This window comes from Rhodocytophaga aerolata (assembly GCF_030503435.1).
In the GTDB taxonomy this organism is placed as follows: domain Bacteria; phylum Bacteroidota; class Bacteroidia; order Cytophagales; family 172606-1; genus Rhodocytophaga; species Rhodocytophaga aerolata.
Window position 1 is genome coordinate 1 of sequence record NZ_JAUKPO010000001.1, and the last position, 15,671, is coordinate 15,671.

The following is a 15,671-nucleotide window of genomic DNA, read 5'->3' on the forward strand; positions in this document are numbered from 1 at the left end:
AACTTAAAGAACTATTGCCTCCCTATTGGAAAAAAACCGAGGCATCACCTCTGCCGGAAATATAACCTGCTATTTCACCGGACGGATACATTATTTCCGCTTTTATAACAGAGAAAGAACCCACCAAAGTCTAAAATATCACACCCCTGAAAAGGTGTACAAAATGTCTATTGGATGAAATCAATCCAGAGAGAAAACATTAAAAAACGGATAACTAATAGTTTCGTTTTACCCATTTCCTGTCCTAACGATGGGGTTCACCATACTCAACGACCAACCAGCAGCACATGACCAGTTTTATTTTTGGGCATATCGGGATATAGATATTGCCGTTCTAACTGATGATGATAGTGGGCAGTATTACGTTTATTCAATTGCTAGAGCAATTGAAATTCTTCGTTGTCGCTATCCCAAAGCGTATCAAAAGTTATTTATGGAAAGTAGAGTTTTTAGTACTCAGGCACCTAAACCTGGTACATTTATCAACCGATATAGTAAAATACTTATTTCATTTAATAATAACACAAAAGCTTCTATAGCTGAAAGTGGAACTGTACTTGGGACAAATGAAGATCCTAGTGGGGCATTTGGTAAATATTCAAATTTAGCTGTAATATCCTTTCACCAAGCTAACCTTTTAGGTTCAACCAACCAGGGCTCAAAAGTATTGTATGATAAATCCCCAGATGAGAATTATATCCGCTATTTACGTGAAGGCATAGTAGAAACGCTTCTTCATGAAATGCTCCATCGTTATATTGAAACAAGAAGAAACATTGATGAATTGGCTACAACAGTTGTTAGTGCCCGTCCAAATAAAGTATCCACCGCCTGAAGTAGCCTTGATTTAGGGTTGTTAGCCCTCCTAACTTAGGAGAAAAAACGATGACACAAATCAGGACTGAAAAAGAAATGTTTCCCTTCGTGGAAGAGTGGCTCAAAAGTGGAATCACTCAAAAAGAATTTAGCCAAAAACACGGCCTTGCCTTGCATCTGATGCCGTATTGGGTGGCCAGATACCGCAAAGCGCATCCCTCAGCAGCACCCACACCAACAGCTAGTAGCGGATTCATTCGGGTATCCGCTCCTCAAACTACTGTCAGCCCTATGGAAGTGGCTTTACCTTCCGGAGCAGTGATTCGCTTTTCTTCCCTGATTCCGGTAAGCTATCTGCAAGAGGTGTTGTCGGTATGTTCGCGTTAACTGCTGCACAGCGTTTTTTCCTCTACTCAGAGCCGGTAGATATGCGAAAATCATTTGATGCCTTGAGTGGGATTGTTACAGGATACATGGGTAAAGATGCTTTATCGGGCGATGTGTATATTTTTATAGGCAAGAGTAGAGACAAGATCAAACTTTTAGTGTGGGAAAAAGCAGGCTTTGTGCTCTACTACAAACGGTTGGAATCGGGTACCTTTCATTTGCCCAAACTGCAGGATGGCAGTTTGTCCTACAGTGAACTGTGTTTGTTGATTGAAGGGGTAGAAGTGGAAGTCACTCACCGCCGCAAACGTTATGTGGGGCTGCAAGAAAAAAGCGCCACGCTTGCTTGACAGCTATAGGAGTAAGATATATCTTGCTTTAACTCAAGAAAAGCTTCTATGTCTGCTGTCGTCCCCCTTTTATCTGCTGCCCAACAAGAAGCCTTATTAGCCGAGAAGCAGCAGTTGCAGGAAGCCAATGAGCAGTTGCGGGAGGAAGTAAAAGAACTCAGGCGACTACTATTTGGTAGTAAAAGAGAACGTTTTGTACCGGCAACTGATAGTGGACAACTGAGCCTGGAATTAGCTTCCGCAAGTGGGGAGTCGGCCATAGTTGTCAAGCAGACGGTCAGCTATGAGCGGGCAGTCAAACACATAGCCAAAAAAGCCATTCGGGGAGGCTTTCCTGCGCATCTGCCTCGAGTAGATGTCATCTTGGAGCCAGGGGAAGATGTCTCAGGTATGCGCAAGATCGGGGAAGAGATCACCGAAGAATTGGATTTAAAACCTGCTTCTCTGTTTGTTCGCAGGTACATTCGTCCACGTTATGTGAGTAAAGAGGAGACTTTTCATATCGCTACACTACCCACACGTCCTATAGAAAAAGGCATGCCTGGTGCAGGTTTGCTCTCCCAAATCATCTGCGATAAATTTGTTTACCATCTGCCTTTCTACCGGCAGGCACAGCGTTATGAGCAGTTAGGCATGAAGATTCCTGCCTCTACCTTAGACGGCTGGTTTGAAGGGGCTTGCTCATTATTGGAACCACTTTATCAAACATTACGCTTATATATCCTTGCATCTACCTACCTGCAAGGAGATGAGACACCTATTGCCGTATTAGACAAGCAAAAAAAAGGAGATACACATCAAGGTTATCATTGGGTGTACTTCTCACCCGAACAAAGACTCGTCTTGTTTGATTACCAACCCGGCAGAGGCGGAGCAGCAGTAGGTAAACTATTGAAAGATTACAAAGGCTATCTGCAGACCGATGGCTACGCAGCCTATGAGCAATTTGAGGCAAGAGAAGATATTGTGTTAGTGGGCTGTATGGCTCATGCCCGCCGGTATTTTGAACATGCCAATCGCTGACGTGAAGCGCAGCTTCCGGCACGATAGATAATGACAAGGCAAGAGCAGAAAAAGTATTGCTCTGGATGCAAGCCTTATATGCGGTAGAGCGTGAGGCCCGGGAGAAGAAGCTCTCTGCTGAAGACCGCTATCTGCTGCGCCAACAAAAAGCCCGTCCGATTATGGATCTGCTTGGAGAATGGCTTGTCGAAGAACATAGTAAAGTACTTCCCAAAAGTGCCATAGGGAAAGCCGTTAATTATTTAGTAGCCCGCTACAATAAAATCTATCTGTATCTGGAAGATGGCAGATTAGAAATAGACAACAATCCGGTGGAGAACGCTATCCGGCCGGTGGCTTTAGGCCGCAAAAACTATTTGTTTGCCGGATCTCATGCCGGGGCACAAAGGGCGGCTATGGTTTACAGTCTGCTTGGCAGTTGTAAACTGCAAGGCATCAATGCCAATGAATATCTACAAGATGTGTTACAGAGATTGCCCGACCAGCCCATCAATCAACTCAAAGAACTACTTCCTCCCTTTTGGAAAAAAACCGATGCATCGGCTCTACCGGAAATGTAACCTGCTACTTTACCGGACGGATACCAAATAAAGGGGGAACAGCAATGCCCTTAAATATTTTATGGGAAGAGGTATTTATTAACAACACTTCTCTTTCATTTTTTAATAAAGAAGGTGGATTACAGAGTCCAATTCTATACTACTATCGTGGAGTAATAGAAGGTAATATTGCTGCATTGCATGGACTACGTTTGGCAAGAGTTTCTGATGATATGTCACGTCTTAAAGGATTTAATGGGAATAATTACCTAGAAATTATGAAATTCAACTACCTTGATTAGGTTACCAAGCAGCACCGTATGAAAAGCAGGACCTAGACCCTGCTTTTCATAGTAAAACAAATCAAATTCTGGCTACTCCACTTTAGTCAGCCTTAGTTATGATATACACTTCTCCAGTTTATGGTTTATATTTCATACAGGCTTCATAACATCTAGTACCCGTTAAACCAGCTTTTAATCCAGTAAAGTTTGCACCAAAATCACGAGCAGAATCCTTTATACTTTCTATTACACCTAATCTAGGAGAATACTGAGGTATGTCTTTCACTTCTTTAAGTATGTCGATCCTTAAAGCTGCTCCGGCTCCACCTAAACCGTATTCTGCGGCTTCACAATTGCCAAAGCAATGGTAATAACGGTCAATACCATTGGTATTAGCTAACTTCATCTCCACAAAATTCTCAACCATTTTACAGCCTCCATTTAGTGAATCTTTCATATTACTATCAGGAAGTAAGCTTTGCATCTTCTCAATTTGCTCGCAAGACCAAATCATTGCTTTATCAAAAACGCCTATTTTTGCTGAATAATTTTCATGAGTTTTATCTACTTCGAAATCTAGGGTTTTCCCACTACTAATTGAAAATTTAGAAGTCAGCGAAGTTCTTTCTGAAAAAAGGTCCATACCTGAATCCTTATTATTAGCTCTTTCGCTTAATACAGATTCTCTAAAATCTCCTGTTGCCCTTAAATGACAAGCGTTTTCTTTGAAAGAATCTCTAGTTTCTCGCTCACTATGATGTATCTCTCTATTAAATCTGTCAGTTGAGCTACTATTCCTATTAGGGTGTGATGATTCTTTTTCAGAATTATGATTCTTATCTGGTTCGTTATTTAAGTCTTCAGTTAGCATAATATTGATTTCAGTTAAATTATAATTTAGAAGTCAATTCTTTTTTAACACCCCACCTAAACGCTAAATGAAGATCAACCTGGATGTCATCAATCTTTTCATATGATTTATTGGGCATTGACCCTAAAGCTTTTATTTCCCATTTACCTAAAGGACTAGCGTTATATAGGGAAGTTAAACCAACAACATCTGGAATCTTAAATGATTCTCTTTCTACAACTCTACCAATAATACAAGGATCTAAATGGCTTTGATCTAAAGTAGTCGTTTGACCAGTTAAGAAATGTCGAATATCTACTGCCTTATCCTTCGGAGCTTGTATTTGAAACTGCCAAATTCTATCCTTATGTGTGTAATTGTCTACGATGCTTAGGCTTATTCCTCTTAATCTAATATTAGTCATTTCGTTAAACAAAGATTCCTTTATTTGGAAACTCCAAGTACCGCTTTTCCTTTGACTTTTAAAATTTGATTCTCCCAATAAGCTTCTTAAGGAAACAGGGTAAATAGCATTCAATTCTCTTCTTGAGAACTTTATAATAAATTGAACAACGCTCCTTGTCCAACCTAAGCAGTTATCAAAATAATCAATACTACTCTCATCAGATGGCAACGGTAAATTGTAACCATAGATTAATTTAAGTCCCTTTTCAATAGCTTTCATTCTAGCAAGTGCATCACGAAAATCTTGATGAAACCTTTCTTTTAATGGGACTAACCTCTTAGCATAATTCAATGCACCATCATCCTGTGTCGCTGTCTTAGTCTTTATATCTTGATATTTTCTTGCGACAAGTGTTCTACGTCTAAGAAAATCAGCATTTAACTTATCCCACTTTGCTTTTTCTATAAGCCCCTTCATTTTGGCTCTAGATATATCTTTTTGATTTTGTGCAAAATATTGTTGAGCTATAAAACTGTACCTTTGTGCATACAAACCATGTGTACCCATAGCCACTGCTGCGTCCTTATAATGCTGAGCTGATGTTTTTGCAACTCCATTCCAGGTATGAGTTCCATAGCCGGCAAAATTTTGTCCTTGATAGCTATAAGGAACAAGTCCTTGCAGCCAAGCAGAGAGTTGAATAGCTCCATATACTTTAGTTATTTCATCAAATGAATAATGATTGTCAGAAACTGAGCTTATATAACTTTCATTATACTCACTGTTTATTGCATTTAGTCTTTCAGCATTATAATCAGCTATACTAGTATGCCAGTTTACATCATAAACGCCTGCAGCTTCTTCTTCTTCATGTATTTTATCTAATTCTTTATATTCATTTAACTCTAATGCAAGATCTACCATCTTAACATTTAATTCATCCCATGTTGCTCTATCTCTTAAGCATCTATCTAATAAGTCTGCAGCTTGATCGATTAAAGGTTCTATGTGAGCAGGAATGAATTCGTCATCTAAATATTCAGGCTTAAACTTAAAGTTCGACTCAACCCTTAAGAAATTTTCTCTTAATTGTCCTGTACTTAGATTGTTGGCAGTGGGACCTAGTAAGAACTCAATTTGCTTACGTAGTTCCTGCCAAGTATTGGCTTCTTCTTGTGTTCTAGAAAAACTCACTTTATCTATCTTTTCTGAAACAATTTCTAAACTATTATTTTTTGACAGACCAAACTGTTTTTCTATTGTACCTGCTTGCTGAGTTTTAGCTGTTTGCTGCAGTGATTCTTGGCTTGATATTGTCGATGCATGACTGGATTGCTGACCACCTGTTTGACTTGACGCTTTATTGGAAAGTAGTAATCCAGCCATTCCAGTAACAGCCATTCCTATTATTTGACGCCTATTTGTTTCTTTACCTGATTTAATCCTTTCATCTGAAGGATTTGAAAATTCCTGCATATTTTCCATAAGTAATTTGAGTTTAAGTTATTAAATAGATAGTATGACTTTACCTTCTCTAGATGAAAGGAGGTTTATAAGCTAGCCGTAATACTTTAATTTTAGTCTGTATGGATAAAGGATATTTATTAACTTGATGGCATGAAGCCACTCAGAAGACTTTCTTAGAAAAAACTTATTAAAATTATTAGTTTAAAAGATTTTCTTGAATGTATATAATAGTTGATTAAGTATATCTTAGAATTGTAAGAGGAAAGATAGTTACTAAACTTGAGCAGTACAATACTTACTTTTAGGTATTTTTATCATTTATATTGATAAAAGTAACATTATTAGCTCACTATTTTGATAATTTATAAGAATATAAAAATAAACACAACTCTAGATTGATATGACGAGGATTAGATTCAAATCTATTGAATGAGAAAGTGAATAAAAATACCTAGAATTAGGTATTGATTCTTAAATATTTTCGTTAAATATTTACTATTTCTATACCGTTATGGGCATTGTGAATATATGCTTATCACAGGCTGATTACTCTAAAGCGATATTTATTTTTTCAGCAGGTTTGCTTATTATTCTGGGAGTTTTACTCTACATCTTATCTAACCGTTTACTTCCAGCCTTAATTCTATAAGATTCAACATGGCATTCTTTCTTTAACTTGAAAAAATTATAAATATGGAACGTTTTCCTTATATGTTATTAAGGTTGAGCATAAAATATTATCTTCAAAAGATAATATCTAGAGAACTTTTCCTTGGTAAAAAAGCCATCATTCTCTCCTTTCCTCTATTCCTGTATAATTCCTTGTTTTTTTCACTTTATGCGCAGGAATTACACTTAACTACTCCCTTATCCTCACAATTTGAATGTAATTCTTCTTCAATAACCAATTGGGATACCATAACTAACTATTATTATGGAGTGGCTAGCACTGGTTTTATCGGTTTAGATGAAAAAATTGGTCTATGTCAAGCAAAAGCAGATGAGGGTGGACCTTGGACTCCTGTGGATGGATATAAAAGAACTTTATGTGGCTATTTATCTATTAAAAGTAGACCCATAAGGGTAAATACTGATGGTGATATAGATCTGTATGTAATACCTGATCCCCCTTTTAGATGGCTACAATTTAATTCTCGTCGGCCCCGAGGTCATGTTTATGATGCCTATTCTTTATGCTGCGAAGTGGCATTAAATGAACCAGGTGGGGATAAAAGTAATAATGGAGTTGCTTTCCTTAAAACTATTCCTAGACATATATTACAATTTAATAATGTAGGCGTGTATGGACCATGGGTAAGCGATAATGGTCATGAAAATAGTCCTGAAATACATCCGATTCAACAAATGTGGCGGACAACCAAAAACCCAAATGGAGATATAGACTACTTTTTGTATTGTTTTTTGGACAATAGTGGAAGATATAACCAAATAAGTGACTTTAGCCCTCAAAATTGCATTCCCACTCCTTGGGTAACCATTCCTTTGGTTAATGTATTTTATATCCCTTTTGAAATAAAACTCAATGAAGCCAATTCCTATAATTATGTGCTTGAATTCCAATCAGGCAGAAATATAAATTACCAACCTCCTTTAGCAGATCAGTTACGTTTGATTGTCAATAATACCGTCCGGATAACTGCCAATAAAACAACATCAAATTTGCCAGATAACCCTACTAATCAGCAATTTCCGATAATAACCTTTTATGACATTTGCCAAGTAGACAACAATACTATACGGGGATATTTAGCAGTGGAAGTATCAATCGGAAAACAAACATCAAATACAGGTGCTCATGCATTTTTTAAAATTACAAAGATGAAGATTAATGGACCGAGAGTAGAAGGGACAACCACAAAATAAGTACCTTTCCTAAGCTGGACTTTAGCATTAAACAGCCCAAGCTAAAGCGTGCTGAGAAAGTAGCAGTTGCTCTATTTACTATTTCAGTAATAGTCCCAATAAATTATTGTGTGATAAGACGCAGACCAGCCAGGGGGAAATGATTACTTGATAGTAAAGGTAAGCAGCGCGGGCAGCAAACAGTGGGATAAACGTTTTGGGGCTCTGCTAATGAAGAATTGAGAACAGCACTACAGACTACTGATGGAGGCTATCTGCTTGGGTGACGTTCTGCTTCCGGCATCAGTGGTGATAGAACCTAGGCAAGTCAAGGTTTGATTGATTACTGGATTGTCAAGGTATTAAGTACCAGTACTGCAGGTCTTATTGCTGCTATAAGTGAGGCTAGAATAAGTATAGAGGCTGAATCTTCAGAAAATGATGAAATAATTCTAAGTGCCAGTCCTAATCCGTTTATTGAGGTAGTAAAGCTGCAATTCACACTCACTAAGCATGAGTCTGTTATTTTGAAAGCGTATAATGATTAAGGCTCTGGCACATGAACTAGCCGGCAATCCTAATCAGCCACTAGAGGTAATCAAAAATGATTTCAGTGAATACATTGAAATGTACATCAGAAACCAAGACGAATGAATAATGTTATTAGATTTGGTAATTCCCCCGGTCGAGTACTTTATGTGTGTGATGGCCATGGGCTAAAAATAGGATCCTCCACCGGCGTTATTCTGTATCATTATGATGGAGCTACCCTGAAGAAAGGTGGCTCCCATGGACCGGTCGAGTATCATTTCGATGGCAGATAGTCCAAAGAAAAAAGCCCTACAGGCAAAACCTTGTTTACCTGGGATGGAAAAATGCTAAAAAAGAATGACTTGGATGGATCCTTTGCCTTTTATGTAGGGGCTCACTTGCCTGCAGCTATTTTGATTTTACTTACCTTGCTTGAGGATCTGGATGCTAGCAAACAAAATTTTACCAATGCAGCAAACGTTTAGTTAGCCTCCTGCTATTGGCAGCTATTAACTCATCTTCAGAAGTAAGCCTACCAAGGAGCAAGTAGTAGAGTTCAGACTTTATGTCTTAGTTAATATAATTTCCCAATATTTGAGACTTATGAGTTGTCTCAATTTAATGGATGAGATCAATCTAAATATACCCAAACTTCCTCAATGCACCCAACACATCCCTCAACTCCTCAATCGTAATCTGCTTATCTTTCACTGTCTCTTTTAGATAAGCATTGATGATATATGCCTGCCTCGTTTTATCATCCTGCGGAGGGTTGTTAGTCTGGGGTTTTCTGGTAGGCGCAGGGGGAATCAGTATCGATCTATCCTTCAAACCACTCAAAGCTTGAATCAGCGTGGCAATCTCTTCAACATTATTGATTGAATTAGAAAATCCATGACTCCACAAACGATGCTCAACAACCGTTGTCTTGCCCTTCATATCAGTCAAACTACCTTTGGCGATGAATTCTATAATTCCTTCCGCTCCTTGAGAGAGAAATTTTACTTTTAGCGAATCATTCTTCATCTTTCCGGACAAAAGTTCAACCTGTATACCACTACACATTGTCTGATTATTTGTACAGATAGGAACAGGCTTCCCTGTCAATAAGTTGGTTGCGCTGAAGCTCCAGCTAATGTTGAATGGCTGGGTGGACTGGAGCAATACCTGCATCTTCTTCTCATCTTTCCCGATGATGGCTTCGTTGAGTTCAGCGGCATAGAGAGAAGGTTTATCTGTCATCACGTTATTGCCCTTGTAAGCAGCATAGCGTGGAAGGAATTTCAAATGATATTCCTGCGAGCGCAACAGTTGCTTATTACTCGGAATGGACACATTAGGAATTCCACCAACTGCAGATGGAAGAAATTTTAATGCTCCTTCATCAACCGTTGCCTGTATAAGCGTGTCACTTATGCCAGGAGCCAGCTGAATAGAAGGGGTGCTGACCGCTAAATTGAGTCCCGATGCCGTAGTCACAATAATCTTTCCACCCGGCAGTAAGGGCAAATTCCGGATCAATACTTCCTTCGACTGTCCGCTTTGTTCAAACCGTAATTCCTGCCGCACGCCCTTAGCAGCAAATTCTACTTTGGAAATGAGGAAATCACGACTAGAGGTGGAATCGTTACCGTGCAGTGTTAATTGTAAGTCACCCACAAAAAAATCCTGCTCCACCTTGATTGAGCCTCCGACTTCCTTTGAAGTTATCAGCAACCGGGGAAATGCAATGTCTGGGCGGACGACATCAGGTCTTGTGGATCCCAGGCTCCGCGTTACATAGAGAATATGAAAACCTTCCTCGTCCTTATCATCATCGCCGCCGATCTTGGAACGAATGGTCACAAACCCCTGCAACTTACCATCAGGCCTCAGGCAAAGATTGGTAAACGTTACCCCCAAGTCATCGTCATTCTGTTGCGTCTCCTCAACTCTGACCACCACTCTTCCGTTAATTTCTAGAGCGTGTGATTTGCCATCATCCGCATCTCTCCTGCCATCCACATCTTGGCTGGTTACCACGAAGCGGTTGAACAATTCAACGATGGAAAAATTCACTACCTCTCTGGACGGATTCACTTCAAATGCAATATTAAACTGCCCAGAGAGAGGGGATTGAGCCCAAGGCTTCCATCCGGCCGGCGCATCGCCATCGCAATCAAAATTGTCGCTGTCATCAAACCGACCTGTATTATCCTGCATGAACAATAGCCAGAAAATATCCAGAGGGGCGGGATTTTCAAAATGATCCTTAAACCAGATCATTTCTGAATTATGGATCTCAGATTTGAAATCGTGGTTCGCATCCATGACCCATAGTCCGTAGAAACCTAACTGTCTGCCTTCAAGCCATGAGTACCCATTATCTTCAGTATCTGCAGGGTCTACACCTGGTGCAAAAAACCAAGGGTTGTTCCAGAATTGTTTGTCTGGAGAGATCTCAGCTTCCATGCAGGGAGAGTCGCCGCAGTTTTTCCGATGCTCGTCTGAGGATTCATCGTGCAGAGCTTCCACATCGCTGATCAGGAAGTTGAAGGCCTGAGTGGGAATGATGTGAAGATTCCAATCCTCATCATCATCATAATGCCAGTTGAATTGATGAAGGGTCGCCGACATATTGTATTTGAAACCATTTACTGGCCGCCAGCAATTGAACAAGAAGGGAGGCCAGTCCCAAGCAACAGCCATCTCGCCCTGACATTCCGCCCCTACAAAATCTCCGTTGGTAAAATCACTTGCTGAGACCTCGAGTAGATTATCAACGGTGTGCCTCCAGGCTTGGACTGAAGGGAAACAATCGTCATCCACTCCTGCATTACAGCTGCAAAGTGTGGATGGATTCACCACGAAGTTGTTGTCCTGGCAAGCTGCAAGAATAAGTACAAGTAGAACTAAGAGTTGAACCAATAGTTTACTTGATTTTGCTGCCGAAATACTAACACGAAGTAGTTTTTTCATGACGAATATTTTGAGTTAAAGAAATCGAGAGCCAGTTTGGGTAAACGAGAAATGAACCTTAAAGAAAGCCGTTGCTTACCTGCACCTTTTGGCTGACTTCACAGTACAAGCCTAACCGTTTAGCTAGCTGGCCAATCTAAAATCCTACTTCATGGTCACGCACATAATCATCTCCCCGTAATGCTTCTTTAAAGTAGCGTTGTGCATGAGAAATATTTTTGCAGGGTGTGATATTGAGCATATGTAGTCAGAGGCTAAAACCCTACCAAAATGCAGTTACCGGTTCCGATAGGGGCAGCACAAAATAAAGAATACACTTTTCCCCTATCCGAAATGGATATGTACTAAGTATGCATAAATAAGTCACAACTACAAGTTAAAGAAGTATAAAATTTTTAATCCTCCTATTCATAGCATGGCATCAAGAAAGATTTTGAAGTATGCGCTTTCAACATTCAATAATGTATGATTGCCCAACAGGCAGAAGCAGCTCGGGTGGAGATGTGTGATAATCCTATTGAGGTCAGACAGTCGCTAAATCGAAAATATAGATAAAGATCAATATATGATATTTTAAAAATACCTAAAATTAGGTATTGCTTTAATAAAAATTAATTTTTATGTTTACTAATAACCTTTGCAAGACATTTATATTAAGATGATTTGAGTTAATATACAATTCACTAAATAATAAATCGTATTGTGGTCTAACCACCGCTTCTATTGCTTTATTTTAATACAATGTCTTTTACTATTCTCACTTAGATGATATCTTCTAAGTTTAGGGAATTATACTGCAGCCTTTTACCTACATAGTAGGGTTAATCAGTTTACCTATGTAATGGGTTGATATATCTTCCTCTTTTTCTAATCTTTCAACATTTTAAATAATTTAATATGTCTTGGATAAATGGAAACTGTCAAGGTGACAGAAATTATGAGTGTTATTATCAAAGTTTTAATCCTATTGGATATGATCAATATGGTTTTCCTGTATACCAAAATTGGTGTAGAGATTCTGACAACCCTTGTTCAGATTTTGAAGCTGGTGGAGGCTTAGTCAAGGTTGTAGATCATACTCGGCCTGATGAAGGTGGAGGTTGGTAAGATTGAATATTATCTGTATTGACAGGAAAATTATTATATCAATACCTTGATTGCTGATAGCTTTTATTTGGCTTAACTAACCTTATTTTCCCTTATTACTCTTTAAATATAATCTATTCATTTTTTGTTGATGCATCCTTTTACATAAAACAAATTATACAAATGAAGCAACCTAATAAAAATATTAAAGTTAGCAACTCTGATGTTCGCTTTCTTACCGAAATAGATGAGTTATTAAAGCAAATACCTGCTATGAAATACAAACCAATGGTGGGTGTATATGATTTAAGAGAAATATTGAAAGTAATGAAAGAACTCCCAAAACTTACTTTTCCTATTAAAAGCGCAGGAGAACTTATTGAAAAATTAGGAGGAAGCGGCAAAACATTTCGTATTGAAAGTATTGACGTAGATCCTGTTCGGATGATCAAATATATGCCGGCTTATTATTTTCCTATTGCAGATATGGGTAATTTCCTTGAAAAGATGGCTGAGCTTATCCAGCAAAATCGATATAAAGCAGACCTGCCAAAAGAAATGAAAAATATCCAGGAGCAAACTTCTGGTGCTTTGCATTTTCCAATTGAAAATAGGGAAAGCCTTTTTGCTCAATTATCTACTACAGGTAGAAGTTTTACCTATCAAGGTAGAAAAGTTAACTTGGAGCAAGTAATTCGGCACATTCCAGATAACTACTTCCCAATAAAAACGGAAAAAGATTTCTATGCTCGAGTGACGGATTTAATCGTAAGTCGCCCTTTAATAGTTCCACATACTAGTTAAGATGCTCATTCATTAGTTTAATTAACTTAAGGTTTTAAGTACAAAATACTAATTTTTCTACGCTTGATTCAAAACAATCATATATGGCCTTTAGGATTACTGCTAGACGAGGTCTGGTTAAAGGTGCATAGGGTAATAATACATCAACTTCAAGTTACAGATTATTGGATACAGGATGAAGAGTATGCTGAATTTATGGATCAGCAAAGGATTAAAGGTGAAAATTTGAAAAAAAGATTGATCTTACCTCTAATGGGCGAGGATTATTTTTTACTGGAAACCGAAAGCGTTTTTGGTCCAATGAATAAGCGTTTCCGCTCAAAGTTACCAATCAGCTTATCATTTGGTTATGATATTGGATTGCACTTTTCTTACCTTTCTTCAGGGCAGACTGATTGGGCTGAAAAAATAGCTTCTTTAAGTGCACTATTCAATACAGGTATTTCTATTTTTGATCTTATCCTAGATCATTATCCTCATCTTTCAAAGCAGTTAATAGAGATTATTAATGAGAAAACTTTATCTGACTTAGCAACTTATACACCTACGCAGCTGGCAGAATTTTATAGTGTCGTTTTAAATGTTGAAAAACCCGAACTTAAAATTTTACTCAAATTTATTATTGGATTCTTTATCGAATTAAATAAATTATTTCCTGAGAATAATAAAATTAAGGCCCGTCAAGAATTATTGTTAATGTTAATAAAAGGATTAAAATCGGAGCTATTATCGGTTAATTATGGGACTTTGCCTATAGCAGAGCAGCTAAAAATAGCACGTTTAAAATCTGTTTTGCCTTTTCTTATTATTAAAAAATTAGCTACTATTCCAGTAACTGATAACAATAAAAAGCTTTCTAAAACTCTAAATACATTTATTACTTGTTTTGCTGAAAGCTTTTGGCTTCTGGATGATTTTGTAGACTTAGTTAGGGACTTACAAAATAAATCCATAAACAATGTTTTACTTCAAATTCAAAAAAACATACTGGTAGAGGAAGATTATCCAGTTTTACAGGAAATACTTAAGGGCAACTATATAGTGGATACTTCTCAAAGGTTGATTCACCGTATCAATATATGTAACAATTTTTTAAAGCAGCAAGAATTAGATTCTAACATCTCTAATTACTTTATACTTTTTTTCCTTGCATATATTAGGGATTGGATGTCCTAATTAGATTTAGCATATGAATTTAGACATAATAAAGTCGAATGGAATTAAAGATTGCCTAATTAGAGGAAAGCAATTTTTAACCGAAAGTCGGTCTTCTGATGGTTTATGGAGGGATTTTAAAACTAAAGCTGATTTAAGTTCTGAATGGGTAACAAGCTTTGTTACTTATGCCTTGATGCATACTAGTCCACCTAACTGGCAAAATAATCGAAAAATGCCATTTCAACAACTGTTTTATAGGCAGAAAAGAAATGGAGGTTGGGCATACAACAGGCAAGTTCCCACTGATTGTGATAGTACAGCTTGGGCTCTCTTAGCTTTGTCTTGTTGCAAAATATGGAGACCTTCAGCTATTTTAAGAGGTATAGATTACATTCGTAGACATCAACAAACTACTTATGGAGGTTTTTCTACTTATGATACTTATGATGGCATTGGTCGTTATATACAAGCTCCAAATAATTACTGGGTTCAAGGGTGGCTACAAGTACATCCTAGTGTCACTGCTGTAGCTTTGCAGGCTTTATTAATACATGGAGAAAATTCAAATAATAATTCTGTACGGCAAGCAGTACAATACTTAAAGAACACTAAATCAAATATTGGTCATTGGACGTGTTATTGGTGGAAAGGCTATGCTTATCCTACTTATCAAACGCTCAAAAGTCTGATCTATACTCAGGACTTGACAACAGTACAATATCAAGAAACAATAAATTTTATTATTGCCAATCAGAAAAAAGATGGCGGATGGAATGATGCTAATGAACAAGAGAGTGAAGTTTTTGCAACAGTCTTCAATTTGCTTACATTATTACTATTTCCACAAAGAAGTGGAGAAGAATCTATAATTGCTGCCATAAAGTTTATTTCCTCAAAACAATTATCGGATGGAAGTTGGCCTGTAAACCCAATTTTAAGAATTCCTCCTCCAATGACTAAAGACATATTAACGGTAGAAACATGGGAAGTGGATAAACTTATGACAGGAGTTATTATCACAGATCAAGAAAGAATCTTTACCACAGCAGCAGTTATCTGGGGATTGTCTATTTATGAAGTCATTTACAGAAATAAAACCCTTATTTCGAATCTGCCAACAATTAAAAATGTCAAATTAAAAAAATGATA

General features: G+C 37.8%; 15 protein-coding genes. 12 read left to right on the forward strand and 3 right to left on the reverse strand.

The genetic code is table 11. From position 1 onward, the window contains the following. Positions 1 to 250 precede the first annotated feature (250 nt). From Q0590_RS00005 to Q0590_RS00030, 6 genes are read left to right on the forward strand one after another with little or no spacing between them, the layout of a single operon-like run. A complete protein-coding gene (locus tag Q0590_RS00005; protein WP_302035413.1) occupies positions 251 to 835 on the forward strand; it encodes a hypothetical protein in 585 nt (194 codons plus the stop codon). A gap of 50 nt (positions 836 to 885) precedes the next feature. Continuing rightward, complete coding sequence (tnpA, locus tag Q0590_RS00010) at positions 886 to 1,203, forward strand: IS66 family insertion sequence element accessory protein TnpA (protein ID WP_302035414.1); 318 nt, start codon at positions 886 to 888, stop codon at positions 1,201 to 1,203. Then, positions 1,191 to 1,553 carry an IS66 family insertion sequence element accessory protein TnpB gene (gene tnpB / locus Q0590_RS00015; protein WP_302035415.1) on the forward strand — a complete coding sequence of 121 codons (363 nt, stop codon included), beginning with the start codon at positions 1,191 to 1,193 and terminating at the stop codon, positions 1,551 to 1,553. The genes tnpA and tnpB overlap by 13 nt, the downstream gene beginning before the upstream one ends. A 48-nt stretch (positions 1,554 to 1,601) precedes the next feature. After that, on the forward strand, positions 1,602 to 2,576 hold the full coding sequence (gene tnpC, locus Q0590_RS00020; protein WP_302035416.1) for an IS66 family transposase: 975 nt from the start codon (positions 1,602 to 1,604) through the stop codon (positions 2,574 to 2,576). A 23-nt stretch (positions 2,577 to 2,599) separates the two neighbouring features. Continuing rightward, positions 2,600 to 3,136 carry an IS66 family transposase gene (locus Q0590_RS00025; RefSeq protein WP_302036271.1) on the forward strand — a complete coding sequence of 179 codons (537 nt, stop codon included), beginning with the start codon at positions 2,600 to 2,602 and terminating at the stop codon, positions 3,134 to 3,136. After that, the gene (locus tag Q0590_RS00030) at positions 3,097 to 3,417 is read left to right on the forward strand and encodes a hypothetical protein (protein WP_302035417.1); all 321 of its coding nucleotides are present in this window, start codon (positions 3,097 to 3,099) and stop codon (positions 3,415 to 3,417) included. The genes Q0590_RS00025 and Q0590_RS00030 overlap by 40 nt, the downstream gene beginning before the upstream one ends. A 118-nt stretch (positions 3,418 to 3,535) precedes the next feature. Here the strand turns inward: Q0590_RS00030 and Q0590_RS00035 are convergent, their stop codons facing one another. Both Q0590_RS00035 and Q0590_RS00040 read right to left on the reverse strand, forming a co-directional pair. Further along, positions 3,536 to 4,270 (reverse strand): hypothetical protein, encoded by a 735-nt coding sequence (locus tag Q0590_RS00035; protein WP_302035418.1) that lies wholly within the window; start codon positions 4,268 to 4,270, stop codon positions 3,536 to 3,538. Between the two features lie 19 nt (positions 4,271 to 4,289). Continuing rightward, complete coding sequence (locus Q0590_RS00040; protein WP_302035419.1) at positions 4,290 to 6,140, reverse strand: hypothetical protein; 1,851 nt, start codon at positions 6,138 to 6,140, stop codon at positions 4,290 to 4,292. Positions 6,141 to 6,815: 675 nt separating this feature from the next. On the opposite strand from Q0590_RS00040, the gene Q0590_RS00045 reads away from it, so the two are divergent. The 3 genes from Q0590_RS00045 (at position 6,816) to Q0590_RS00055 (ending at position 9,001) form a co-directional block, all read left to right on the forward strand. After that, on the forward strand, positions 6,816 to 8,006 hold the full coding sequence (locus Q0590_RS00045; RefSeq protein WP_302035420.1) for a hypothetical protein: 1,191 nt from the start codon (positions 6,816 to 6,818) through the stop codon (positions 8,004 to 8,006). A 314-nt stretch (positions 8,007 to 8,320) separates the two neighbouring features. Continuing rightward, positions 8,321 to 8,533, forward strand: a complete 213-nt coding sequence (locus Q0590_RS00050; protein ID WP_302035421.1) for a hypothetical protein — start codon at positions 8,321 to 8,323, stop codon at positions 8,531 to 8,533. Between the two features lie 327 nt (positions 8,534 to 8,860). Beyond that, positions 8,861 to 9,001, forward strand: a complete 141-nt coding sequence (locus tag Q0590_RS00055) for a hypothetical protein (RefSeq protein ID WP_302035422.1) — start codon at positions 8,861 to 8,863, stop codon at positions 8,999 to 9,001. Positions 9,002 to 9,152: 151 nt separating this feature from the next. Here the strand turns inward: Q0590_RS00055 and Q0590_RS00060 are convergent, their stop codons facing one another. Beyond that, positions 9,153 to 11,474 (reverse strand): hypothetical protein, encoded by a 2,322-nt coding sequence (locus Q0590_RS00060; RefSeq protein ID WP_302035423.1) that lies wholly within the window; start codon positions 11,472 to 11,474, stop codon positions 9,153 to 9,155. A 1,269-nt stretch (positions 11,475 to 12,743) separates the two neighbouring features. On the opposite strand from Q0590_RS00060, the gene Q0590_RS00065 reads away from it, so the two are divergent. The 3 genes from Q0590_RS00065 (at position 12,744) to Q0590_RS00075 (ending at position 15,669) form a co-directional block, all read left to right on the forward strand. Then, a complete protein-coding gene (locus Q0590_RS00065; protein ID WP_302035424.1) occupies positions 12,744 to 13,364 on the forward strand; it encodes a hypothetical protein in 621 nt (206 codons plus the stop codon). Between the two features lie 63 nt (positions 13,365 to 13,427). Continuing rightward, a complete protein-coding gene (locus Q0590_RS00070; protein ID WP_302035425.1) occupies positions 13,428 to 14,540 on the forward strand; it encodes a hypothetical protein in 1,113 nt (370 codons plus the stop codon). Between the two features lie 13 nt (positions 14,541 to 14,553). Continuing rightward, positions 14,554 to 15,669, forward strand: coding sequence for a prenyltransferase/squalene oxidase repeat-containing protein (locus Q0590_RS00075; RefSeq protein WP_302035426.1), 1,116 nt, complete (start codon positions 14,554 to 14,556; stop codon positions 15,667 to 15,669). Positions 15,670 to 15,671: the final 2 nt, after the last annotated feature.

Coding starts and splice junctions, on each gene's coding strand:
- tnpC (WP_302035416.1), top strand. CDS start 1,602: ATGTCTGCTGTCGTCCCCCTTTTATCTGCTGCCCAACAAGAAGCCTTA.
- Q0590_RS00075 (WP_302035426.1), top strand. CDS start 14,554: ATGAATTTAGACATAATAAAGTCGAATGGAATTAAAGATTGCCTAATT.
- Q0590_RS00065 (WP_302035424.1), top strand. CDS start 12,744: ATGAAGCAACCTAATAAAAATATTAAAGTTAGCAACTCTGATGTTCGC.
- Q0590_RS00060 (WP_302035423.1), bottom strand. CDS start 11,474: ATGAAAAAACTACTTCGTGTTAGTATTTCGGCAGCAAAATCAAGTAAA.
- Q0590_RS00055 (WP_302035422.1), top strand. CDS start 8,861: ATGCTAAAAAAGAATGACTTGGATGGATCCTTTGCCTTTTATGTAGGG.
- tnpA (WP_302035414.1), top strand. CDS start 886: ATGACACAAATCAGGACTGAAAAAGAAATGTTTCCCTTCGTGGAAGAG.
- Q0590_RS00035 (WP_302035418.1), bottom strand. CDS start 4,270: ATGCTAACTGAAGACTTAAATAACGAACCAGATAAGAATCATAATTCT.
- Q0590_RS00005 (WP_302035413.1), top strand. CDS start 251: ATGGGGTTCACCATACTCAACGACCAACCAGCAGCACATGACCAGTTT.
- Q0590_RS00045 (WP_302035420.1), top strand. CDS start 6,816: ATGGAACGTTTTCCTTATATGTTATTAAGGTTGAGCATAAAATATTAT.
- Q0590_RS00040 (WP_302035419.1), bottom strand. CDS start 6,140: ATGGAAAATATGCAGGAATTTTCAAATCCTTCAGATGAAAGGATTAAA.
- tnpB (WP_302035415.1), top strand. CDS start 1,191: ATGTTCGCGTTAACTGCTGCACAGCGTTTTTTCCTCTACTCAGAGCCG.